The organism is Pseudovibrio sp. Tun.PSC04-5.I4 (genome assembly GCF_900104145.1).
In the GTDB taxonomy this organism is placed as follows: domain Bacteria; phylum Pseudomonadota; class Alphaproteobacteria; order Rhizobiales; family Stappiaceae; genus Pseudovibrio.
The window spans coordinates 3,247,477-3,268,910 of record NZ_FNLB01000006.1; the positions used below are offsets into that span (position 1 = coordinate 3,247,477).

Annotated in this window: 24 protein-coding genes; 13 read left to right on the top strand and 11 right to left on the bottom strand. The window is 50.5% G+C overall.

All coding sequences use genetic code 11. The annotated features are described in order from the left end of the window. Positions 1-113 precede the first annotated feature (113 nt). Entirely contained in the window at positions 114-641 is a 528-nt protein-coding gene (locus BLS62_RS20430) for a disulfide bond formation protein B (protein WP_093184957.1), read from the top strand. 107 nt (positions 642-748) lie between these two features. Here BLS62_RS20430 and ppa read toward each other — a convergent pair whose 3' ends face one another. Beyond that, a complete protein-coding gene (gene ppa, locus BLS62_RS20435) occupies positions 749-1,285 on the bottom strand; it encodes an inorganic diphosphatase (protein ID WP_093184963.1) in 537 nt (178 codons plus the stop codon). Positions 1,286-1,424: 139 nt separating this feature from the next. On the opposite strand from ppa, the gene BLS62_RS20440 reads away from it, so the two are divergent. The 3 genes from BLS62_RS20440 (at position 1,425) to BLS62_RS20445 (ending at position 2,894) form a co-directional block, all read left to right on the top strand. Further along, positions 1,425-2,018: a hypothetical protein gene (locus tag BLS62_RS20440; protein WP_208990990.1), complete on the top strand. Its 594-nt coding sequence runs from the start codon at positions 1,425-1,427 to the stop codon at positions 2,016-2,018. 307 nt (positions 2,019-2,325) lie between these two features. Continuing rightward, entirely contained in the window at positions 2,326-2,469 is a 144-nt protein-coding gene (locus tag BLS62_RS31090) for a hypothetical protein (protein ID WP_159436557.1), read from the top strand. 20 nt (positions 2,470-2,489) lie between these two features. After that, on the top strand, positions 2,490-2,894 hold the full coding sequence (locus BLS62_RS20445) for a DUF2794 domain-containing protein (RefSeq protein WP_208990991.1): 405 nt from the start codon (positions 2,490-2,492) through the stop codon (positions 2,892-2,894). Between the two features lie 27 nt (positions 2,895-2,921). On the opposite strand, the gene BLS62_RS20450 is transcribed toward BLS62_RS20445, so the two are convergent. Further along, the gene (locus tag BLS62_RS20450) at positions 2,922-3,785 is read right to left on the bottom strand and encodes a CPBP family intramembrane glutamic endopeptidase (RefSeq protein WP_208990992.1); all 864 of its coding nucleotides are present in this window, start codon (positions 3,783-3,785) and stop codon (positions 2,922-2,924) included. A gap of 286 nt (positions 3,786-4,071) precedes the next feature. After that, on the bottom strand, positions 4,072-4,986 hold the full coding sequence (locus BLS62_RS20455) for a permease (RefSeq protein WP_093184970.1): 915 nt from the start codon (positions 4,984-4,986) through the stop codon (positions 4,072-4,074). A 109-nt stretch (positions 4,987-5,095) separates the two neighbouring features. Between BLS62_RS20455 and BLS62_RS20460 the strand changes: the two genes are divergently transcribed. The 4 genes from BLS62_RS20460 (at position 5,096) to BLS62_RS20475 (ending at position 7,889) form a co-directional block, all read left to right on the top strand. Further along, positions 5,096-5,395, top strand: a complete 300-nt coding sequence (locus BLS62_RS20460; RefSeq protein ID WP_093184974.1) for an ArsR/SmtB family transcription factor — start codon at positions 5,096-5,098, stop codon at positions 5,393-5,395. A gap of 213 nt (positions 5,396-5,608) precedes the next feature. Then, complete coding sequence (locus BLS62_RS20465; protein WP_208990993.1) at positions 5,609-6,103, top strand: GAF domain-containing protein; 495 nt, start codon at positions 5,609-5,611, stop codon at positions 6,101-6,103. 191 nt (positions 6,104-6,294) lie between these two features. Next, positions 6,295-6,660 carry a hypothetical protein gene (locus BLS62_RS20470; protein ID WP_093184980.1) on the top strand — a complete coding sequence of 122 codons (366 nt, stop codon included), beginning with the start codon at positions 6,295-6,297 and terminating at the stop codon, positions 6,658-6,660. After that, positions 6,657-7,889, top strand: coding sequence for an HlyD family secretion protein (locus BLS62_RS20475; protein ID WP_093184985.1), 1,233 nt, complete (start codon positions 6,657-6,659; stop codon positions 7,887-7,889). Before BLS62_RS20470 ends, BLS62_RS20475 begins: the two co-directional genes overlap by 4 nt. A gap of 15 nt (positions 7,890-7,904) precedes the next feature. Here the strand turns inward: BLS62_RS20475 and BLS62_RS20480 are convergent, their stop codons facing one another. From BLS62_RS20480 to BLS62_RS20500, 5 genes are all read right to left on the bottom strand, one after another. Beyond that, complete coding sequence (locus BLS62_RS20480; RefSeq protein ID WP_093184988.1) at positions 7,905-8,336, bottom strand: hypothetical protein; 432 nt, start codon at positions 8,334-8,336, stop codon at positions 7,905-7,907. Beyond that, positions 8,326-8,853: a Panacea domain-containing protein gene (locus BLS62_RS20485; protein WP_208990994.1), complete on the bottom strand. Its 528-nt coding sequence runs from the start codon at positions 8,851-8,853 to the stop codon at positions 8,326-8,328. The genes BLS62_RS20480 and BLS62_RS20485 overlap by 11 nt, the downstream gene beginning before the upstream one ends. Positions 8,854-9,204: 351 nt before the next feature. Further along, positions 9,205-9,990 (bottom strand): Bax inhibitor-1/YccA family protein, encoded by a 786-nt coding sequence (locus BLS62_RS20490; protein ID WP_093184992.1) that lies wholly within the window; start codon positions 9,988-9,990, stop codon positions 9,205-9,207. 337 nt (positions 9,991-10,327) lie between these two features. Then, the gene (locus BLS62_RS20495) at positions 10,328-12,901 is read right to left on the bottom strand and encodes an ABC transporter permease (protein ID WP_093184997.1); all 2,574 of its coding nucleotides are present in this window, start codon (positions 12,899-12,901) and stop codon (positions 10,328-10,330) included. After that, positions 12,898-13,605, bottom strand: a complete 708-nt coding sequence (locus BLS62_RS20500; protein WP_093185001.1) for an ABC transporter ATP-binding protein — start codon at positions 13,603-13,605, stop codon at positions 12,898-12,900. The genes BLS62_RS20495 and BLS62_RS20500 overlap by 4 nt, the downstream gene beginning before the upstream one ends. 302 nt (positions 13,606-13,907) lie before the next feature. Here BLS62_RS20500 and BLS62_RS20505 point away from each other — a divergent pair, with 302 nt between their 5' ends. The 3 genes from BLS62_RS20505 (at position 13,908) to thpR (ending at position 16,510) form a co-directional block, all read left to right on the top strand. Then, positions 13,908-14,528 carry an arylesterase gene (locus BLS62_RS20505; RefSeq protein WP_244283656.1) on the top strand — a complete coding sequence of 207 codons (621 nt, stop codon included), beginning with the start codon at positions 13,908-13,910 and terminating at the stop codon, positions 14,526-14,528. Between the two features lie 180 nt (positions 14,529-14,708). After that, positions 14,709-15,761 carry an aldo/keto reductase gene (locus BLS62_RS20510; protein WP_093189316.1) on the top strand — a complete coding sequence of 351 codons (1,053 nt, stop codon included), beginning with the start codon at positions 14,709-14,711 and terminating at the stop codon, positions 15,759-15,761. A 191-nt stretch (positions 15,762-15,952) separates the two neighbouring features. Next, positions 15,953-16,510: an RNA 2',3'-cyclic phosphodiesterase gene (gene thpR, locus BLS62_RS20515; RefSeq protein ID WP_093185008.1), complete on the top strand. Its 558-nt coding sequence runs from the start codon at positions 15,953-15,955 to the stop codon at positions 16,508-16,510. 109 nt (positions 16,511-16,619) lie between these two features. Here thpR and BLS62_RS20520 read toward each other — a convergent pair whose 3' ends face one another. Next, positions 16,620-17,090 carry a hypothetical protein gene (locus BLS62_RS20520; RefSeq protein WP_159436558.1) on the bottom strand — a complete coding sequence of 157 codons (471 nt, stop codon included), beginning with the start codon at positions 17,088-17,090 and terminating at the stop codon, positions 16,620-16,622. A 324-nt stretch (positions 17,091-17,414) separates the two neighbouring features. Between BLS62_RS20520 and BLS62_RS20525 the strand changes: the two genes are divergently transcribed. Continuing rightward, positions 17,415-17,711, top strand: a complete 297-nt coding sequence (locus BLS62_RS20525) for a DnaJ family domain-containing protein (protein WP_093185018.1) — start codon at positions 17,415-17,417, stop codon at positions 17,709-17,711. Positions 17,712-17,747: 36 nt separating this feature from the next. On the opposite strand, the gene BLS62_RS20530 is transcribed toward BLS62_RS20525, so the two are convergent. Beyond that, positions 17,748-19,373, bottom strand: a complete 1,626-nt coding sequence (locus BLS62_RS20530) for an acyl-CoA dehydrogenase family protein (protein WP_244283657.1) — start codon at positions 19,371-19,373, stop codon at positions 17,748-17,750. A gap of 222 nt (positions 19,374-19,595) precedes the next feature. Here BLS62_RS20530 and BLS62_RS20535 point away from each other — a divergent pair, with 222 nt between their 5' ends. Next, positions 19,596-20,477, top strand: a complete 882-nt coding sequence (locus BLS62_RS20535) for a YihY/virulence factor BrkB family protein (protein WP_093185029.1) — start codon at positions 19,596-19,598, stop codon at positions 20,475-20,477. Positions 20,478-20,483: 6 nt separating this feature from the next. On the opposite strand, the gene BLS62_RS20540 is transcribed toward BLS62_RS20535, so the two are convergent. Beyond that, complete coding sequence (locus BLS62_RS20540; protein WP_208990995.1) at positions 20,484-21,356, bottom strand: DMT family transporter; 873 nt, start codon at positions 21,354-21,356, stop codon at positions 20,484-20,486. Between the last annotated feature and the right edge of the window lie 78 nt (positions 21,357-21,434).

Consider the following 21,434-nt stretch of genomic DNA (forward strand, 5'->3'; position numbering starts at 1 on the left):
AGCTTGTAATTAGTCCGGATTGTACAAACTGCTTTAAATCTTTGTTTTTGCGCGTATTCTTATCCGAAAACCGGGCCCACTTTTCGGGAATACGCTTAAGAGGTTAACTGGAAATGGTAAGACGCTTTTTTGCGCTACTCCTAAAAGACCCATTGGTATTTGCTGCTGTTCTTGTGACATTGGGAAGCGCTTCGTCGTTGGCAATGGCGTGGGGTTTTGAGCTGATCGGTGGATATAAGCCGTGTCCGTTGTGTCTCATTCAACGTAACCCGTATTACGCTGGTGTGGTGCTTGGGCTGCTGGCTTTGCTGTTTACGAAGTCAGAAAAGTACCGCTGGGTTTCCGTGCTGGCACTTCTGGGTGCAGCTGGTGGCTTCCTCTATGGCGGCGGCGTTGGTTTCTACCAAGCGGGTGCTGAGTGGGAAATCTGGTTGGGACCGAACGACTGTTCCGCCGGTGGCAGCATGGAGCTGGGTTCTGCGGCCAACATGTTGCAAAATCTGACCACATCCAAAGTGGTGAGCTGTTCTGTTGCACAGTTCCGCATCTTCGGCCTTTCCTTCGCAGGCATGAACGTTTTCTACTCCACCGCAATTACGTTTATCGCGCTGTGTGGTGTGATTCTCAAACGGAAGAAATAAACTGCTAGATATCTGATAGCCGCCGGAAATTGACGACACAAAAAAAGCCCGAGGTTCTACGCAGGCCTCGGGCTTTTTGTATCTTGCTAAGACAAAGACTGGCTAAATTAGCCTTCTGCTTTGTTGTGGCGCTCGATGCTCTCAACGATGAGGCGCTGAGCTTCCTCGATGCCGTGAATGCCGGTGATCTTTACCCACTTGTTTGGCTCAAGGTCTTTGTAGTGCTCAAAGAAGTGCTCGATCTGCTTGATGGTGATTTCAGGCAGGTCTTCGACGGTTTTGACTGATTCATAGCGGCGGGTCAGCTTGTTGCTTGGCACTGCGATGATTTTTTCGTCCTGGCCGGCCTCATCTTCCATCATCAGGACGCCAATCGGACGGCAGCTCATGACAGCGCCTGGAACGACTGGACGTTGGTTTACGACAATGACGTCAATTGGGTCACCATCACCGCAAAGGGTGTGTGGTACAAAGCCGTAGTTACCTGGGTAACGCATTGGGGTGTAGAGGAAGCGATCGACGAACATTGCGCCGGATTCTTTTTCCATTTCGTATTTGATCGGCTCTCCGCCAACTGGGACTTCAATGATGACATTGATGTCCTCTGGTGGGTTCTTACCGACAGGAATACGATCGATACGCATTTATGTATACTCCAATTTCATTTGCTGCCTGTATTGCAGGGGCTTCAGCGCGTTGCAAGATATATTTCGCCTGAGCGCATTGCGCATTTAGTTCAAGCGTTTCCTTACGGATAACTCTGGGAAAAGTGGGTGCTTCATATTGAAGAATTTTCAAATTATCCTTGCTGTTGCGACCAGCCTTTTTGCCTGTAATTCAGCTTTTGCAGAAAGCGTCTATTCCTCACTAGATTTAGACGAGACATGTGAGCTTCAGGAAAAGCCTGAAAACACAGGTGATAATGCTACTTGGAGATGTCAGGGATATAACGATATTCCCATTTATGTGGGTGAAGGCGATCTCAGATTTTTCATCAGTTTTGGCGATCAAGCGCGGGATGAGCCTGCCGCTTCTCAAACCCTAGGTCCATGGAACCGATTGGGTTCTACCATTGAATGGGTGCTGGAAGAGGGCAAACCGGTTGCAACCATTTTGCGCTGGCACACGGATGTTCCCGCTGATGTGGCGGGAAATAAAGACGCGGATGCGGATGGCTTCTACCGTGGTCAGGTGCTGGTGATTACTCAGTTGGGGCAAGGCAAGACCTGCCATATTGGGTACGTGGATGCGCGGGCCAGCAAAAAAGCAAACCAACTGGCGCGGGATGCTGCTGGACTATTGGCGGGCATTTGGGATTGTACCAGCCAGCCAAAACTACTTGGAGGCGGTGGTTTGTCTCTTGGTTTCTCTGATTAAAGCTGGGTGGTAAGTCGCAGCGTTGGGTTGCAAGGGGTGGTTCGGTTCCATGTCTGCACTCTGATGGAGCGTTCAATCGGGGTAAGGGGTGAGAGTACTCCGCCGATGCTTCACAGAACCGAACCTGCTTGGGCAACAACGGTAATTTGTCTTGGCTTCATGGCTGACCCATGACGCAAATGGGGCTAAAACAAGAAACTACTGTGACAATTTTAGCGTGTACCCTCAAATCTCAAGGAGTGTGTTGTTGGTTCGGAGAAAGGCCTCAGTCTTGTGTTCATTCTGGCTTTGCCGCAGGATAGCCGGATTGTGTGGTAAGCTGGAGCGTGTCGTGTTCCTTCGTATTTACAAGACAAGCTCCAGCGTTCTGGTTTGGGCGAAGTCTTGCCGTGTGATTGAAGGTAATCAAACCGAACGCGCTCTAGGATTTATCAAAGACCTGAAACTCTGATCTGAACGCAGGAGGCCTTCATGAGTGAAGGAGATGATATTGCAATAGAGTCAGGGAGCGTTCGCTCTCTTGATGGCCGTTCCAGCAGTGCTGCCGTTAATCGAAAACCGAACCTCCCTAAACCGATAATTGCTTTTCATCGAACGGAACTTAATCAGATTCTCAGGCTCTATGGGCGCATGGTTGCCAGCGGTGAGTGGCGTGATTACGCCATTGGACATGGGTCTGAAAAAGCCATCTTTGCTATCTTCCGCCGCTCCAGCGAAATGCCTCTTTACCGTGTTGAGAAAGATCCGAAACTGGCCCGTAAACAAGGCGCGTATAGCGTTGTGGGTGCTGGTGGGATGATCCTGAAACGTGGCCATGATCTTGGCAACGTCCTCAAAGTGCTCGAAAAGAAAAAGCACCTGCGTGTGGTTGAGTGAGTTTATGGCGCTCGCTGCGAGGTCCGTCTAGCTGGATGCTAGGACCGGGTATGTGAAAAACAGGATATGAGTGAGGTTGGTGAGGAAGTGTACGCCAATTGCGACTTCCACCCGTCCTGATTTCCAAAAGGCCACCCCATAAAACAAACCGGCAATAAAAGAAAAGCCCGCGTAAGAGAGACCGCCACTCAAGTGGTAGTAAGCAAAAAACAAGGATGAAAGCACGAGGGCCGCTACTCCTGCTAAAACCCCTCGGCCAAATTTATCCAAAAGCTGCCCAAATACGAATTGGCGGAAAAATACTTCTTCTGCGATGCATGTGAACAGCAGGTTTGCAAAGATCCATACTGGCATAAATGCTGGGAGCTTGGGCGCGAATGCCACCAATCCGGCAACATAGGTTATCCCGATTAAAACGACAGCCGTCGGTATGAAAAAGAAAAGCGTCATGCGCAGGGAGCGCAGCCATTCTTTTGCTGAGGTTATATGCGGAACTGCGAAAAGAAGCAGAAAGAACCCTAAGGCAGCTTTGTCAAAGTTGAGATAGAGAGAATAGGGCGCAGCATCGGGGCTTGTTTGAACACCCGACAAAATCTTCAGATTGTTAAAGCCTGGTGCAGCGTGCGTGAGCACCAAATGCCCAGCAAGCAGCAGCAATCCGACCAGAGGCAGATACACCCATATTGAGCGTTGCCGTTGATACAGCATAAAGCTCGCGAGCCCGACTGTGATGATGAACGCAAGTGCTGGCCAGCTTAAGACGTCAGTGCTGAAACCTGCGACACACGCAAGGACGAACAAAGCGAGCGGGAGCCATGGCTTTTTGAGAAAAGGGACACTTGCAATGGCAAGCCCGAGAACGCTGTAGGCAATCATTGAAATTGGCATCATGAAACTTGCTCTGGAAAATTGAGAAAGCGCTTATCGGAAAGCCTAGAGGATATGGACGGCGAAATACAGCTGGCTCCAACTCAAATACTACCAGTTGTTTTTGCAGGGACATTGTCAGCTCAATCCGCAAAGGTGAATTTTGGGGCTGCGTTCCAGACTACTTGAATAGGAAAGTGGTCGTGAGTGCTTGAGTGAAGCCAATTGTGGACCCTACTAACAAAAAAGTTAGTAGGGTGCGATTTGCGTGAGTTGGCGATATTGGCAGTTTCTATCTAACTCTCAATGATCAGAATATCAGCGTGTAGAGGAAGCCGGCGCTGACGGCCATTCCTAGGATGACAAAGAGGAAGGCGAGGATCATCTGGTTTTTGAACATGGATTTCAATAGGATGACCTCTGTCAGGCTGGCGCCTGCGCTTCCGATGATGAGTGCCATGATTGTGCCAAGGCCCATGCCTTTGCTGGCAAGAACGGCAGCCAGAGGGATGACGGCTTCTGCCCGGATGTAGAGCGGAATGCCGATGATGGCTGCTATTGGAATGGAGAGGTAGTTGTCTTCACTTGCGACAGACGAGATCAGCTCTGTTGGCATGAAGCCGTAGATCATTGAGCCGACTGCGATGCCGATAACAAGAAATGGCAAGACCTTCACGAAATCAGCCCATGTGGTCTTCCAAATTCTCAGCCATTTGTTGTCTTGTTTGGCTGCTGTTCCACATGAGGAGCTAGCGCGGCGGCTTTGCGGGGTTTGGTAGGCCTCTGATTTCACGAACCGTTCAAAGCCCAACCGTTCCAGACTGTAACCAGCGATGATGGACACGCCTAACGCGATACCAAAATAGAAGAGTGTTACCTGCATGCCGAAGGTGACAAGGAACAAGCCGATGATAATCGGGTTGAGGAGCGGGCTAGCAAACAGAAATACCATCATGGTGCCAAAACCAGCTCTGGCGCGCAGCAACCCTTTGAGAAACGGGATTGTTGAGCAGGAGCAGAACGGAGTGATGGAGCCAAGGAACGCGGCTGTGATGTAACCCCTGCCATGCTTGCTGCTGAGGATGCTTTGAATTTTGCTTGGCGGAATGTACTCCTGCAAGATGCCAACGAAGTAGCTGATTGCGAGGAACAGCACGGTTAGTTCTGCTGCCAGAAACAGGAACATGTTGAGTGTGTCCTGCAACATTTGGGCTGTTATTGTCATTGGACTGGCCTTGTTCTATATTTCCAGAATTGTCGAAATAATAGAACTATGGCTTTCATTGTCAAGATATTTCTAGTATTGTCGAAATATCAGAAAAAAGGCCGAACCGATGAACATTGATGAGATCGCTAAAGCTTTGAAAGAGCTTGGGCATTCAACTAGACTGAGGATCTACAAGCGATTGGTGCAGGCTGGCCTTCAAGGGATGGCTGTTGGTCAGTTGCAGGAGGATCTGGAAATTCCGGGCTCCACCTTGTCTCACCACATCGCTGGGCTGGTCTCTGCCGGATTGGTGAAGCAACGCCGTGAAGGACGTACGCTCTATTGTGTTGCGCAGTTTGAGAAGTTGGATTTAGTCCTGAGTTTCTTAAAGGATGAATGCTGCATTGATGAGCGTTCCCGTGCTTAGGGTTGGGCGCATCTCTTTGTATTCCGCAGGGTAATATATTGAATCATAACATTAAATTCTTAAGTCGGGCTTGAGCTTGTTGATGCGCGCACTAAGATCATTGCTTTGGGAATAAAGCAGTTGGTTCAGGCTACGGCATAGTCGGATTGCTTCATTCTATTTTTATGCGGGCTCCTCTCCAAAACCGGACTCGTTTTAATCTAGGATTTTATTGTGGCTGACATTTTGTCTTTTGTTGATGCGATTTCTAATTCTCAAAGCGTGCAAGACGCGGCGAAGAAAGCAGACCAGCTGTTTGCTGAGGCTCCCGGGCATAAGCTTTTTACGCTGACGGTCACTCATCCTGATGGAAGCCATGTGGTGCGGCTTTATTCAAGCGTGGAAGGCTCTTACGGGACATCCGGCACGAAACCAATTGAGAAAGAAGGTGGTTGGTACGAGCGAGTGCTGGTGCAGAAAAAGCCGTTCCTCGGTTACACCATTGAGGATGTGAAAGAGTATTTTCCTGATCATGAAAAGATCTCGGCTATGGGGCTGGGCGCAACGCTTAATCTGCCTGTCGTTGTCTTGGGTGAGGTGGTTGGCACCGTAAACCTGCTGGATGCAGACCACGCATATACTGAGGAAGATGCTGCCCGAACCAATGAGCTGGCACAAACCCTCGCACCGCTGTTCCTCATGGCCCGCAGCGAGTTGGTTGAAGCTTGACTGGGTTTGGAGTGTGCCCTTAGGTTCCGGTTTCGTTTTAAACATGCTTTGTCTTCTTCTCGCTCCGCTTGCGTTTACTCTGGTTTTTGAAACTGGATGCAAGTTGATGAAATTTCGGCCTGCTTTTCTCTCCCGGTAACCGGGTATGGCGCATTGTTTGCACCAACTGAGTGAGATTTGCGGAGCATGTAATGGCTACTGGTATTGAGGGTGCACATCCAGAGGTCATCGGGCACATTCCCTTTTATATAACGGGGCCCGGTGAAACCGATGTTTTGATGGTGGTGGCGATTGTCTCTGCAATCCTGATAGTTCTGCTCGCCGGCGTGTTTTATTTTTCGCTGCATGCACTGCCGGAACGGATGGCGCACAAATACGGGCGTCAACATATGCAAATTGTTGCTTTGCTGGCGATCATCGCGTTGTTCACCCACAACAACTATTACTGGATTGCTGCATTGTTGTTGGCAGCGATAAACCTGCCAGACTTTGAAACGCCGCTCAACTCCATTGCCGAAACGCTTCGGAAAAAGTGGAAGGGGGGCAAGAGTAAATGATTGAGTTTTTGGTCTGTTCTCTGGTCACCATTCTTCCTGATTATCTTTTCCGGCGCTATAGGCAAGGAAAGCGCTTTGGCCACGAGATCACGTTTTTTACCGTATGGTATGAGCTGCGTTGGGGGATTACCGGGGCGTTAATGCTGACTATTGCGTTGATCACACTGGTGTTTTTCTATCATCCGACAACGTCCAATGTTTCCTCCCTGTTCCGGACGGTTTCCATTCTTCCTGAAGGGTCAGGGCGGGTGGAAAAGGTGCATGTGATCAACAATCAACACGTGGCTGCGGGCCAGATTTTAATGAGTTTGGATGCTGCGGTTGAAACGGCACAGGTCGAGAGTGCACAGAGTGAAGTTAATGAGATTGACGCCGAAATTGCGATGGCTGAAGTTGAACTTATCAGCTCGCAAGCCATGATTGATCAAGCGCAGGGCAACTACAATCAGGCTGTGAGTGAGTCGGAGCGAACGAAAGAGCTGTTCCGCCGAAACTCTGATGTAGTGACGCAAAAAGAGATCGATACACGGGAAAATCAGGTGATTGTTCGTAAAGGTCAGTTGGATGCGGCTACGGCGAACAAGAACCTTGTGCTCACCAAAATTACCACTAGCTTGCCCGCGCGCCGCAGCAGTGCCATTGCGCGGCTGCATCAGGCAGAAGCGGCTTATGACAAGAAGTTTGTTTATGCTGGTGTTGATGGGATCGTTACGCAGTTCGTTCTGCAAGCCGGTGATGTTGTGAGCCCTATTTTGAGGCCGGCGGGTATTTTGGTGCCTGATTATATTGGCCGCAAACGGTTTCAGGCCGGGTTTGGGCAGATTACAGCCTCGGTTATCAAGGTCGGGATGACGGCGGAGATTACCTGCGCAGCGCGCCCATTTGAGATTATTCCCATGGTCGTCGTCGATACGCAGGATTTCATCTCGTCAGGCCAGTTTCGTCCGACAGACCAGCTTATTGATGCGCAGGATATCGCGCGTCCTGGAACGTTCCTTGTGATGTTGGAGCCGCTTTTTGAGATGGAAGCAAAAGACATTCCACCGGGTAGTAAGTGCGTTGCCAATGCCTACAGCAATTATGGTGCCCAGATTGCTGCGGGTGAATTCGGCTTTTGGGCTGGGTTGTATTACCACATGGTGGATACGGTTGGGCTGATGCATGCCCTTATCTTGCGCTTTCAAGCGCTGGCGTTCCCAGTCCAGACTCTCGTGCTATCAGAACATTAACGAGTTGTCGGCGGGCTATTTTCTAGCACCAACGAAGATGCCGGTGAGGACCATGCCGACAAGTCCAATGACTGTCGTGGCTGTGCTGCCGACAAGGAATTCTAAGACGCTATCTGCCAGTATGAAGCTGCTGCCGTAGACATCCTTGAAGCCTGCAAACACGAGGATGAGTGCGACAGTTCCGCAGTAGGCGCACATGAACCAGTAGGCTTTGCCGGCATAGGGTTTGATAAGTGCATCCAGCTCTTGCTTGGTGGAAAGCTTGCTTTTCAGCTCCATCAGCTCGTTCTGGAGCTGGGTGTTGTCATCAGACAGCGCCTGGCGATCTTGTAGTAGCTGCTCGAACCCAATTTTGGCAGGAGGGTCAACCTCTATGGGCAGCTTGGAGACTGCTGCGTCGATGTCATCAACGGTGAGAGGTCTGTCTAATGTGTCATCAGGCAGCATTGACCCGACCCGCTTCTAACAAGGAGCGTTGTGTTTCTGCGTTAGAACGACCGGCTAATGCGAGCTTGATGTAGTATTGCCGGGTGCGCTCTGTATCAATTTCAGCATTTTTGCCTTTTTCGAAATATGCATAGGCCCAAGGGGAGTTGGCCTGATGGGTGAGGTCTGACAATTGCTGAGGAGTGTAATTGCGGTACTTCTTCCAGACGTGATCGATGATTTCCTGTTCACTGCCGCTTGTTCTGGCAGTTACGAGTTGGCCTGTGACAGGATCAGCTATTTCGCTGTTGGGGCCTTTGTAGCCGCCTTCCTTCACAAAATCCCATATCTGACGAAAAACTGGGCCGTTAACCCATGCTTGCGGGGCTGCGCTCACCAGTGGTTCGCCATTGATCGCAAGGTTCCAGCCATTCGCAATCGCAACAAGCTTTTGAATGTACATCTGTGATGGGTATTCAGAGCTGCCACGGCGCTTCAGGAATTCATTAGCGATGGCACAGGGCGAATGTCTTGGCATTTTTGCTCCCACACAAATGCTGTTGGAACGAGCAGAGGATTGCTGAGAAAAATATAAGGTACGCTACGTTAAGAAAATAGAACATACACCGTGATCTTGGCTAGTAAAATTTGGTTGTGTTTCTGTGAAAGTAGCGGAATCGTTGTAAATCTGCCGAAGGGATCACTGAAAAATCAGTGAGTTTAGGGTTGTTTTAAACGCGATCTGTGGACAGACATTGAAATTAGATTGGTAAAACTGAACCCCGAGAAATCTGTAGTGTCCTAGGATTGAAGGTTGGGTAAGCCAACAAAAAAGCCCGAAGCAGGTGCTTCGGGCTTTCGTGATTTGTGTATCTGCTGGCTATTGCGATTAGTTGCGGTTGCCGAACAGGGACAGAAGCATGATGAACAGGTTGATAAAGTCCAAGTACAGACGCAGCGCGCCCATAATGGCTTTTTTGCCTGCTACTTCGCTGTCATCTACAGCTGCATACATTTCCTTGATCTTCTGTGTGTCGTAGGCGGTGAGGCCTGCGAATACCAGAACACCAACCACGGAGATTGCGAACTGAAGCGCAGAAGATGCGATGAAGAGGTTGACGACTGACGCGATGATGACGCCGATCAGGCCCATGAACAGGAAGGAACCCCATGCGGAGAGGCTCTTCTTGGTGGTGTAGCCGTACAGGCTCAACGCCCCAAAGGTTGCGGAAGAGATGAAGAATACACGGGTAATGGAGCCGCCTGTGTACACAAGGAAGATTGAGGAGAGCGATACGCCCATCAATGCAGCAAAGGCCCAGAAGGTGAGCTGTGCTGAGGATGTACTCATCTTACTGATGCGTGCGCTCAGGAAGAACACGAAGCCAAGAGGAGCCAGCATAACAACCCAGCGCAGAGGGCTGGCGTAAAGCATTACACCAAGGTTGGTGAGGTACTCACCATTGCCGAGCTGTGCTGCAGCCATGGATGGGTCTGTTGTTGTCGCTGCCATAGATGTGAGCAAAGCAAGCACACCGGTGATTGCAACACCAATAGCCATGTAGTTGTATACGCGAAGCATGTAGGCGCGCAGACCAGCATCAAATGCGGCTGCATTGGCTTGTGAGCCTGCCATTCCATACCGCGTGGTCTTGTTGCCGTCGAAAGTCGCCATGAGGATCCTCTCTTCTTTCCAATAAATTCAGCTGTGGGGTCAACCCAAACAGCCTGAGCGTTCTACTCAAGTTACATTACCAAGGAATATGGTAGGAAAAAGGGCACAAAACAAGGGTGCGGTCCTTCGATTTTTTGTAGGAACCGCCCAAAAGTGAAGGTCAAATGGGAGAAAACTGGTAATTTTCTGCGTTATTATTAACAGGAGGTAATGCTGGTGGACACCGAAGACCTTGGCAGAAGACACGAAGCCTTGAGGAAGAGAATGGAAAAGCTGAAGAACTTGGGCAGCAAACAAATATGAGGAATGTGTTTTACTTGCTGCTGCCCAATCTGTTTTAGAGGTTCCGTAGAACCGGGGCCGGTTTTTCTCCAAGAACACGCCATGTGCCCAAGAGCCCTAACCCAACCGTGAAGACCAATGCGCCAACAATGGAGACAAGCGCGGTGATTGGCATCAAAGTGAAGCTTCCATCCATCACGCCGGTGATGATGAAGTAAGCTGCCAATGACCCCGCAAACAGGGCAAAGATTGCTGTCGTGCCGCCGAGGATGAGGTATTCCAGAATGTACGCCTTGATGAGACGACCACGGGTTGCACCCAGTGTTTTCAGGATTACAGCATCGTAGATGCGGCCTTGATGGCCTGCAGCCAACGCTCCTGCCAGAACCAGTATACTGGCGAGCAGGGTGATGGATGACGCGCCACGGATGGCCCATGCCAGCTGGCCAACCAGATCATTCACCTGAGCGATTGCATCTTTGACGCGGATCGAGGTGATGGTTGGGAAGGCCTGTGTGACAACTTTCAAGAGGCCCAGTTCTTGCTGAAGAGTTGCTTCTCCTGGCCATGCCACCGTTGCCAGATTAGTATGCGGTGCACCTGCAAAGGTGTTGGGAGAGAAGACCATCACGAAGTTGATGGACATACTTTCCCAGTCCACAGTGCGGAAGTTGGCAATTTTTGCTGAGATCTGGCGACCGAGCACGTTGACGGTGACTTTGTCTCCCACGCTCAAGCCAAGTTCTCTGCCGTTGTCATCCGCAAAAGAAACCAATGGTTCACCCGTGTAATCTTTCGGCCACCATTCGCCTTGTGTCACTTCAGAATTGTCCGGCAGGCTGTCAGAATAGGTGATGCCTCTGTCTCCGCGCAGAATCCATTCGGCTTCTGGTGGGGCAGGGTAATCAGCTGCGGAGATGCCTTTGAGAGAGATGATGTTGCCGCGTAGCATTGGAACGGCGTTGAACTCGCTTCCCGTGGCATTTTTAGCGATGAAAGATTGGAAGGCGTCTTTCTCGTTGTTTTGAATATCCACAAAGAAGAAGCTTGGGGCTTGCTCTTCCGCGACCTGATTGAGCTCACGGCGCAAGTTTCCGTCAATCAATGCCAGAGCCACAAGCAGGGAGAGGCCGAGACCGAGGGACAGAACCACGGAGGAGGTGAGCGCGCCGGGGCGGTAGATATTGGTGATTGCCAAACGCAGCTCGGTTGAGCGAACGGATGGTATTCTGCGCGCTGCGGCCATGATGAGACGGGCGACAACCAGCAGGAGGAGGTATGTTGCTGCACAAGCCCCAATGAAGATAACCGCGATGGTTTTGTCATAGGCCATGATCAATGCAAGGCCCGCGAGCAACACAAGTGTTAGAGCTGCGGCCGCCATGTACAGTGGTTTAGGGTAACGGTTGCGCGTGCTGACTTCATCCCTGAACAGCACTGTGGGGGCAATGTCGTGAGCTCTGCCAAGTGGCCAAAGGGCAAATGCCAAGGCTGTCAGGTAGCCATACGCCATGCCAAGTAGGAGTTGAAGCGGGTAGACAGCTTGTACGGCTGTGATGGGCAATATGGATTGGAGCGCTGCCATTGCCACCAGAGGGATGAGTGCGCCCAGTGCCATACCAATAACAATGCCGATTGTAGCAAGCACCATCATCTGAATGAGATAGACCTTGAAGACAAACCCACCGGATGCGCCAAGGCATTTAAAGCTGGCGATGACTTCTCGCCGTGTATCCATATAGGCGCGGACGGCGTTTGCAACACCGACACCGCCAACCACCAGAGAGGTGATGCCAATGAGGGTGAGGAACTGCGCAAAGCGTTGAATGTTGCGTTGCAGGCTTGGTGCGGCTTCCGTTTTGGAGCGGATACGCCACCCCGCATCGGGGAAGAGCTCGTTGGTGCGATCTATCGCTTGTTGAAGCTGGGCTTCTGGAACATTGTCGCCAATACGAACACGGTATTTGTAGTTTATCAATGATCCGGGTTGAACAAGCCCAGTGTCTGCCAAAGCTCCTTCTGAAATCAGAAGTCGCGGACCGAATGTCATACCGGATGCGAGTTTGTCTGGTTCCAGCTCAATGGTATCTGCGATTTTGAAGATGGTTTTACCGACCGAGATATTATCTCCAACTTCAAGGCCTAACCGTGCCAGTAAAGCTATTTCTGCTACCGCATTGCGTAGGCCATTTGTTCTGCTGGTGATGGTTTTTTGCAGATCTTTACCAGCAGCAAGATCAAAGCTGCCGACAAGCGGGTAGGGATCATCAACGGCCTTCAGCTCTATAAGGGTCTGGTTGCCAGCTTTCTCCGTCCGGGCCATAGCCCGCAGGCTGGAGATTCTTGAGATGTCACCCATGCTTTGCAGGTGGGCCAATTGGTCCTTGTTGGCTTCGCGTTGAACCAGAGCAAAGGAGAGATCTCCGCCGAGGATGGCTTGTCCTTCTGCTGTGATGCCTTCTGTAAGGGCACGGGAGAAGGAGGCAACGCCTGCAATTGCCGCAACACCAAGGGCGATACAGGCAATGAAGACGTAAAAGCCTCTCAAGCCTCCCCGCATTTCACGCAGGGCAAACCGGGCGGCGAGACGAAAGCCGGGTTGGTACCCGTTTGTTTCAGGTGTCGTCATTGTGCACGTGCCTCGCGCACAAGATTTGTGTCTTCTTCAATGGTGCCAGAATGTACGCGGATTTTGCGCTGACAGCGACTTGCCAATGATGGATCATGGGTAACGAGGATCAGAGTTGTGTTCTTGCGCTTTTGAGCCGCAAACATCAATTCGATGATTTGTTCGCCGGTTTCCTCATCCAGATTGCCCGTTGGCTCATCAGCAATGAGGATCTTAGGATCCGCCACCAGAGCACGAGCAACGGCTACGCGCTGCTGCTCGCCACCTGATAGTTGTGTTGGGTAATGGTTGAGGCGATGACCAAGGCCAACGGCCTCCAATTCTTCTTTAGCCCGTTCAAATGCTTTTGGATCGCCGGACAGTTCTAATGGAACAGCGACGTTTTCCAGAGCAGTCATGTTGGGTACGAGGTGGAAGGATTGGAAGATGATGCCGACATTTTGACCACGGAAGCGGGCGAGTTCATCCTCGCTCATGCTGCCCAGCTCTTGTCCAGCAGCTTTCACAGTGCCCTCGTCAGAGCGTTCTAAGCCTGCCATAACCATGAGCAATGTGGATTTTCCTGATCCGGATGGGCCTACAAGACCAACGCTTTCGCCAGTTCCAATACTAAGGGAAACGCCCTTGAGAATATGTGTTCGGCCTGCGCCATGACCCAAGCTGAGGTGAACGCCGTTTAAATCTAGTGCCGAATTACTTGTCATTCTTTCACCTTTTAGCAGTTTGCATTCAAACTGCTTTAATCGTTTGTATTCGCGCGCATTCTAATCTGAAAAGCGCTGGGCACTTTTCGGTAAGGCACTTTAATGTGTCGGGCGATGCAAATATCTAAATCACACCCTATAATAATCTGATTGGCAGCTCTTGTTCCTGCCTGGTTACGAAAGCATATGGGTAGTATAGATTGCATCCACCAGCTTGCTTTGAAAAAATCTAAGGGTATTGCATGCTTGCTTCACGAAAAGTTGTAACGAAACCTAGTGTGCTTCGTGTTTTGAGCGGAACTATGGTTGCCTTGGGCTTAGCTATTTTCAGCTCTGCCACCAGTTTCGCGCAGGATGGGACCGAGACAGTGAAGCTTGTTGCGTTTGGAGATAGCCTGACCGCCGGGTACCAGTTGCCGCCGGAGGATGCGTTTCCTGTAAAGCTCGAAAAAGCGCTTCAGGAAAAAGGTTACGACATCACCGTCGTGAATGCTGGCGTCTCCGGAGATACTTCATCGGGTGGTTTATCTCGTCTGGACTGGTCTGTTGGTGATGATGTTGACGGCGTTATTCTGGAACTGGGTGCAAATGATGCGCTGCGCGGGTTGGATCCTAAGATCACACGCAAAAATCTGGATACAATGTTAGAGCGCCTAGGGTCTCGCAATATTCCAGTGCTTGTTGCTGGTATGCTTGCGCCTCCTAATATGGGAGAGCAGTACGGTGAGGCTTTCAACTCCATATATGGAGACCTTTCAGAAAAGCATGGTGTTCTGTTTTACCCATTTTTTCTGGATGGAGTAGCGGCCACGCCCGACCTTAACCTTGGGGACGGTATGCACCCGACTGGTGAAGGTGTTTCAATTATTGTCGAAAAGATCCTGCCATCCGTTGTAATGCTGATCGAACAGACTAAATCTTGAAGAGCATAACAATTTTGCTTTGAGGCGCTCCTCCTGCCTAGCTCCATCGCTGAGGCAGATTAAGCCCAAAAAAATTTAGCGGATCAATCATGTCTTGGTTTCAAGGTGTGATTGTCCGTTTTTGTGCTTGAATATCGAAGACAGAAATTAGAGCAGCCATATGCTGCTGACGAGGAATATATGGAATTTCGTAGATTGGGGCGTACAGACCTCAACGTTTCCAGCATCTGCCTAGGCACGATGACATGGGGCGAACAAAATACCGAAGCTGAAGGCCATGCGCAAATGGATGCGGCGCTGGAGCAAGGTATCAATTTCTTTGATACTGCCGAGCTTTACGCTGTTCCACCTAAACCACAGACCAAAGGCCGGACCGAAGAGATTATCGGCACATGGTTCAAAAAGAACAGTAACCGCGACAAGGTTATTCTTGCGACGAAGGTTGTTGGTCGTTCTGGCATGAACTGGTTCCGTGAAGATGGTTCAGACAGTCAGCTGACCCGTGCCCAGATTATGGAAGCGGTTGACGGTAGCCTGAAGCGTTTGCAGACGGATTACATCGACCTTTACCAGATCCACTGGCCTGACCGTAACGTTTCCGGCTTTGGTTCTGTCAGCACCATCTGGCAGAGTGTAGACTGTGCTGCAGACGAAAACGCCATTCATGAAACCCTTGAGGTTATGCAGGAATTGGTGAAATCCGGTAAGGTTCGCCATATTGGTCTTTCCAACGAAAGCCCTTGGGGCTCTATGAAGTTTGTACAGGAAGCTGAAGCACGTGGTTTGCCGCGGATTCAGTCTATCCAGAATGCATACTCCTTAGTGAACCGCTTGTTTGAAGTTGGTGGTGCGGAAGTTGCGCATCGTGAAGATGTTGGCCTGCTGGCTTACTCCTCACTGGCGCAGGGCTATCTGACTGGTAAGTACCGCAATGGTGCATTGCCAGTTGGTGCGCGTAAAACTTTGTTCCAACGTCTTGCTCGTTATGAGACGGAAGGCGGCCAGAAGGCTGTTGATGCGTATTGTGACTTGGCAGCGGAACTGGGTATCGACCCATCCGTTATGGCACTAGCGTTTGCACACAGTCGTTCTTTCGTGACCTCCGTCATTATTGGAGCGACCAATTTAGACCAGCTGGCGATTGATATCAGCGCGGCAGATTTTGAAATGACTGAGGAAATTGAAAAACGGATCAACGAGATCCACCTTCAATACACCAACCCTTGTCCATGATTTAGCGCGAGCGTCTTTTGTCGGCACTGATCGAAAAATTTTATACCGGAGCCTTTCAGAGGCTTCGGTATTTTTGTTTATTCAAGTGAGATTGGGCAGTGCCCTGATGTTCGTAGGCCTGTCATTTTCTGCTTGTACTCTACCGATAAACGTGAGTTAATTTGTCATCTGCATGAGCGGAGGGTCCTGATATGCCTCGTCTTTTTGTTGGTCTCGAACTTCCATCGAGCACCAGGATGATGTTGAGCCTGCTGCGCGGGGGATTGCGCAATGCCCGTTGGATTGACTCGGAAAACTACCACATTACTCTGCGATTTATTGGCGATATCGATGATCGTGTTGCCGATGATATCGCTTTTGAGCTGTCCCGCATTCAGCGTGCTCCTTTAACCGTTAAACTCACCGGACTTGGCTCGTTTGGAAGCGGGAAACCGCATGTTGTTTGGGCACGGGTGGAGCCAACGCAGGAGCTGACGGAGCTTCAAGCTGAGCAAGAACGGATCTTGCAACGGCTGGGCTTGCCGGCGGATGGGCGCAAATACAAACCGCATGTGACGTTGGCGCGGTTGAGGGGAACCTCTATTGTAGAACTGGCACATTGGCTTGGGATGCGGGGTGAGTTTTCAGCACCAATGTTTACTGCCGGGCGATTTGTGTTGTTTTCCGCAAAAGCTGGTGTAGGTGGTGGGCCGTATCTGGTGGAAGAAAGCTATCCATTGGTTACCCAAGCAGTCTCAAGGTGGGCTTAGAGCCGATTAGAGCATGCGGTGCGTATTTGCCTAACTCAACACGTCCTAACCGTCGCTCTTGGGTGCAGTTTCTTGTCGCCTGATTATGATTAGGCAGAGGGAAAGCGCTCTAGACTCCAAGCTCGTTGTTCAGTCTTTCAAGTTCTATCTGCACTTTTAAGAGGTGCGGATAGAATGTTCTGAGCAAGAGGTCGCCTCTCCGTTTCAATTTCCATGAGAACTGATGTGAAAAAGCTGCTTGTGTTTTGTATGGAATGAACTGGTAAATGTCTTTGCCAAGGATATCCAACAGTTGTGCAAGTTCCTTCTGCGGGAAATAGCTCAATGCGCCGTCGGTAAATGCATAAAAGACGGGTGCGGACTTCAGCGGTGGCGTCACATTCGCGGATTTAACCCGATATCTTATCAGTTTAGATTTAGGCTTAAGGCGGACAAGCTTTGACTTGGCCTTGAGTGGCATCAGGCTGGACTTGGCTGTTAACCGGGTGAGCTTTCCGTTTGTTGTGACAGGTATCAAGGTACTCTTTGAAGGTGCATGAATTTGGGTCAGGCCCCTGCTTGGTGCGTTGACCTGAGACATGGATAGAGCTGCGCCAGAAAAAGACACACTCATTCCTAGGAGAGTACTTGCAATAATCGAAGATCGCAGCATCACGTGCCCAATATATATTAATTTAATAAAATCTTAATTAAAATGTACTGATTTGATTGCATAATGCAACCGGAGCGAGTGAATTTATTACCGTGAGGTTAAAATCGATAATTTTTCTGATTTGGCACTTAAATTTATTCAGCAAAGAAATTGAGAAAAGTTGCGGTCAGATCATCTTGCCGCCATAGTGTTGAAGGAAATTGAACTAAGTAAAACAATAGGAAAAGGTCTGTTTTTATGGGAATAGATCGAATGATCGAACAACAAATTCGACGGTCACAGATGAGCGGATCTTTGGATAAGCTTGACGGGGCAGGAAAACCAATCCCCAGGAGATCTGGCACAAACTTCGCTCAGGCTGCTCGTATGAGTGTGATGGACGGAGCAGGTGGGGGTGTTCAGCAAGAACTTTCGTTGCGCCGCGAGATCTCGGATCTGGAAGAAAAGCTCAAAACAATTACGGATAGCGACAAACGGGTTGCTATGAGAAAAGACCTGATGGACAAGCGGCTCAGGCTTTCCGTCCATGAAGAAGCGCGGAGAAAATAGCCGCGCTCCTTGGGGTTTGGGACTTTGACTTGCTTCTTAAAGCTCTGTTTCATCCAACAGGCGGCGGGCAATAACCTGCGCCTGTATTTCTGCTGCACCTTCAAAGATTGAAAGAATGCGCGCGTCGCAGAGTACCCGGGAGATTGGGTATTCCAGTGCAAAGCCGTTGCCGCCATGGATTTGGAGAGCGTTGTCAGCGGCTGCCCAAGCCACACGTGCGCCCAACAGTTTCGCCATACCTGCTTCCAGATCACAACGGCGGCCACTGTCTTTTTCCCAAGCGGAGAAGTAGGTGAGCTGACGGGCAACCATGGTTTCACAGGCGATCATCGCAAGTTTGTCTGCAACGCGTGGGAAGCTGATGAGGGCCTTGCCGAACTGGATGCGCTCCTGCGCATAGCGAAGGCCAAGATCCAACGCGCATTGAGCGACACCGATTGCGCGAGCTGCTGTTTGGATACGTGCAGATTCGAAGGTTTGCATGAGCTGTTTAAAGCCCTGACCTTCGACCTGACCCAGAAGGTTCTCGTCTTTGACCTCAAACCCGTCAAAGGCGATTTCGTATTCCTTCATGCCGCGATACCCGAGTACCTCGATTTCGCCGCCATTCATGCCTTCAGCCGGGAATGGCTCTTCATCCGTTCCGCGTGGCTTTTCCGCGATGAACATGGAGAGGCCTTTGTAGCCCGGTTCCTCAGGTTTGGTGCGGGTGAGGAGGGTCATGATATCGGCGCGAACTGGATGGGTGATCCATGTTTTGTTGCCGTAGACCTTCCAATTATCATCTTCTTTAACCGCGCGAGTTTTGAGAGATGCTAGGTCAGACCCGATATTAGGTTCGGTAAAGACAGCTGTTGGCAGCACTTCGCCAGATGCGATGAGGGGCAGCCATTTGGCTTTTTGTGCGTCTGTGCCACCGCCGAGGATTAGTTCTGCAGCGATTTCAGAACGAGTGCCCAGAGAGCCAACACCGATGTAAGCGCGAGACAATTCCTCTGAAACCACACACATGGATTCTTTGCCAAGACCCATGCCGCCGTATTCTTCTGGGATTGTCAGGCCGAACACACCCATCTCTGCCATCTCGTTGATGATCTCAAGCGGGATGTATTCGTTTTTCAGGTGCCAATCGTGCGCGAAAGGTATGACCTTGGCTTCAGCAAACTTGCGCATTTCTTCGCGGATTTGCTCGTAAGTTTCATCAAGCCCGGTGGCGCCAATGGTGGAATTGCCTTCTGCGTGCTGCATAAGCTCGGCAAGGCGGGCACGCAGGGCTGGTTGAGACCCATCTGCGATGACAGATGCAACGGCTTCTGAGTAATGGCTGTTTGCTTCTTCGCGGGGGATACCAAGATCAGAAAGGCGAAGTATTTCGCCCTGGCTCATTGGAAGGCCGCCGAAGATTTGTGAAGTGTATTCAGCAAAACTGATGCGAACAATCAGGTTTTCAACTTCACCGTATGCGCCACTTGTGTCGAGACGTTCTGCATAGGAGTTGAGCTGCTTGAGCGCTTCCACATAGGTTGCCAACCAAGCAAGCCCATGGGTTGCGCGTTGCTCTTGCTCCATTAATGCAGAGGCAATGCGTCCATCTTTTAGAACGCGCTGTTTTACGTTTTTGCGAGCAATGCTCAAAAGTGCCGAGAGGGACTGCAATGCCAAAACGCGGTTCTGGTGTGATGGTGTGCTTGAATTGTCTGGTGTATTCGCCGTTTCTGACACAGGTTGCCTCCCTCATTCCACTTGATCATGGTGCAGTGCAAACTTAAATCGGATGTGTATTTGTACAATGCCCTAAAGGGAGAGCTTTCTTCATGAATATTTCTTGAAGAACTGTCTATTCTCTTACTTGAAACTACGAGTGAGACGGACCAGATCAGTTTTATGAAGAAATATGGCCTTTTAAGAAAAGCGTATCAGGTGATTGCAGATGCTGTTGGGCATTTTAACTCTGATGATGGGTATGCAGTGGCAAGCCACGTCGCTCTGTCCTCCCTTATGGCGCTGTTTCCATTTATTATATTTGTAGCGGCTTTCTCTGGTTTTCTTGGTTTAACACAGGTTGCTCAGGGTGCGTCAGACTTGATTTTTGATGTTTGGCCAAAGCAAGTGGCGGGTCCAGTTTCTGGTGAGATTAATGCTGTTTTGACTCAGCCACGCGGAGACTTGTTGACCTTTGGTGTTGTGGTGACCCTGTGGTTTTCTTCCAATGGCGTAGAAGCGATGCGGGTTGGTCTCAACCGTGCGTATCGCCAGAAAGATACCCGGAGCTGGTACTTTTGCCGGGCTCAATCCATTCTTGCTGTTCTGGTTGGAACGGCTGTTCTGATGATTTCAACATTCCTGATCGTGTTTGGTCCGCTGGCATGGGAATGGGTGGTGCATCTTGCTCCGGTTATGGAACAGTTCAGCTACAAGGCGAATATCGTCCGCTACGGCGTGACCTCTTTGCTGTTGCTGTCGGCGTTGCTTGCGGCGCATCTCTATCTGCCAGCTGGTAACCGCCGGTTCTGGGAGGTTTTGCCGGGTATTATCCTGACTATGATCCTCTGGATCGTTGCAGGTGCCGCATTCGGCGCGTATCTAGCGCGTTACGCCAACTACGTTTCATTATATGCGGGACTGGCGGGAATTATGACGGCGATCATCTTTATGTATCTGACCGCAGTCATCTTTATCCTTGGTGGTGAATTCAACGCGGCGTTGATGCGTGTGCGCCGGGTTAGCCTCCGAACTGTATTGGGTTCCTCTGAGAACACTGAGTAGTTGCTGTCAGGTCTTTGGCTTTGGTCTGCACACCGCGATTGCGATAACAACGATCGCCATGCCAATGAGCTGGATGATGTCCAGTGTTTCCCCAAACAGGAAGTAGCTTTCAATCGCAGCGGCTACGGGTGTCAGATAGAACAGCGTTGCTGTTGCTGAGGCTGCACCGTGTTGAAGCAGGTACATAAGCAGCAATACAGCGCCGATAGACAGCACGATGACAAGCCACGCCAACGCGAAAATAAGATCACCTGACCATGTGATGACCCATGTCTCGGTTAACGAGAGGGGCAAGGTGATAAGAAGCGCCCCGAAATACTGAAAGAAGGTGCCCGAGACCAGATCCGTATTCAGCGGCTGGCGCTTTTGCCATGTGGTGCCCGTGGCGATGCCGAGTGTGGCGATGAAAGCTGCAAGGACCGTCCAGAGCGGGATTTGCGCCATTCCAGACCCGAGCTTTGGCAGGACAACCAGCACAATGCCGAAGAAACCTGCCGCAAGGCCGATCCATTGCCGCTTTGTTACGTCTTCCTTCAACAGGAAGTAGGCCAGAGTGCCTGTAATAAAGGGCTGTAGGCCTGTGATCAGGGCTGTGACGCCAGCGGGCATCCCGTTATCAATCGCCCAGAATACGCCGGAGAGATAGACCCCGTGCACGAGCATTCCTGTTGTAACGGCATGCAGGATTTGCTTGCGGCTTAAACGGAAGCTTCTGCCTGAAAACCAAACAATGGCACCCATAAGCGGGAGCACGATGAGAAAGCGCAAGCTGAGGAACGCAAAGGGTTCAGCATAGGGTGCGCCAAGGCGGGCACCGATGAAGCCTGTGGACCAGAGAAGTACGAAGATAACAGGCACAAGTGTGGTTAAACGGGGCAATGGCGTGTCTTATTTCTATGCGCATATTGCATACGGCGCAGGTGAGTTGAGCAACAATATCAATTGTAAATTGTATTA

Coding starts and splice junctions, on each gene's coding strand:
- BLS62_RS20430 (WP_093184957.1), top strand. CDS start 114: ATGGTAAGACGCTTTTTTGCGCTACTCCTAAAAGACCCATTGGTATTT.
- ppa (WP_093184963.1), bottom strand. CDS start 1,285: ATGCGTATCGATCGTATTCCTGTCGGTAAGAACCCACCAGAGGACATC.
- BLS62_RS20445 (WP_208990991.1), top strand. CDS start 2,490: ATGAGTGAAGGAGATGATATTGCAATAGAGTCAGGGAGCGTTCGCTCT.
- BLS62_RS20450 (WP_208990992.1), bottom strand. CDS start 3,785: ATGATGCCAATTTCAATGATTGCCTACAGCGTTCTCGGGCTTGCCATT.
- BLS62_RS20455 (WP_093184970.1), bottom strand. CDS start 4,986: ATGACAATAACAGCCCAAATGTTGCAGGACACACTCAACATGTTCCTG.
- BLS62_RS20460 (WP_093184974.1), top strand. CDS start 5,096: ATGAACATTGATGAGATCGCTAAAGCTTTGAAAGAGCTTGGGCATTCA.
- BLS62_RS20470 (WP_093184980.1), top strand. CDS start 6,295: ATGGCTACTGGTATTGAGGGTGCACATCCAGAGGTCATCGGGCACATT.
- BLS62_RS20475 (WP_093184985.1), top strand. CDS start 6,657: ATGATTGAGTTTTTGGTCTGTTCTCTGGTCACCATTCTTCCTGATTAT.
- BLS62_RS20480 (WP_093184988.1), bottom strand. CDS start 8,336: ATGCTGCCTGATGACACATTAGACAGACCTCTCACCGTTGATGACATC.
- BLS62_RS20485 (WP_208990994.1), bottom strand. CDS start 8,853: ATGCCAAGACATTCGCCCTGTGCCATCGCTAATGAATTCCTGAAGCGC.
- BLS62_RS20490 (WP_093184992.1), bottom strand. CDS start 9,990: ATGGCGACTTTCGACGGCAACAAGACCACGCGGTATGGAATGGCAGGC.
- BLS62_RS20495 (WP_093184997.1), bottom strand. CDS start 12,901: ATGACGACACCTGAAACAAACGGGTACCAACCCGGCTTTCGTCTCGCC.
- BLS62_RS20500 (WP_093185001.1), bottom strand. CDS start 13,605: ATGACAAGTAATTCGGCACTAGATTTAAACGGCGTTCACCTCAGCTTG.
- BLS62_RS20505 (WP_244283656.1), top strand. CDS start 13,908: ATGGTTGCCTTGGGCTTAGCTATTTTCAGCTCTGCCACCAGTTTCGCG.
- BLS62_RS20510 (WP_093189316.1), top strand. CDS start 14,709: ATGGAATTTCGTAGATTGGGGCGTACAGACCTCAACGTTTCCAGCATC.
- thpR (WP_093185008.1), top strand. CDS start 15,953: ATGCCTCGTCTTTTTGTTGGTCTCGAACTTCCATCGAGCACCAGGATG.
- BLS62_RS20520 (WP_159436558.1), bottom strand. CDS start 17,090: ATGTCTCAGGTCAACGCACCAAGCAGGGGCCTGACCCAAATTCATGCA.
- BLS62_RS20525 (WP_093185018.1), top strand. CDS start 17,415: ATGATCGAACAACAAATTCGACGGTCACAGATGAGCGGATCTTTGGAT.
- BLS62_RS20535 (WP_093185029.1), top strand. CDS start 19,596: ATGAAGAAATATGGCCTTTTAAGAAAAGCGTATCAGGTGATTGCAGAT.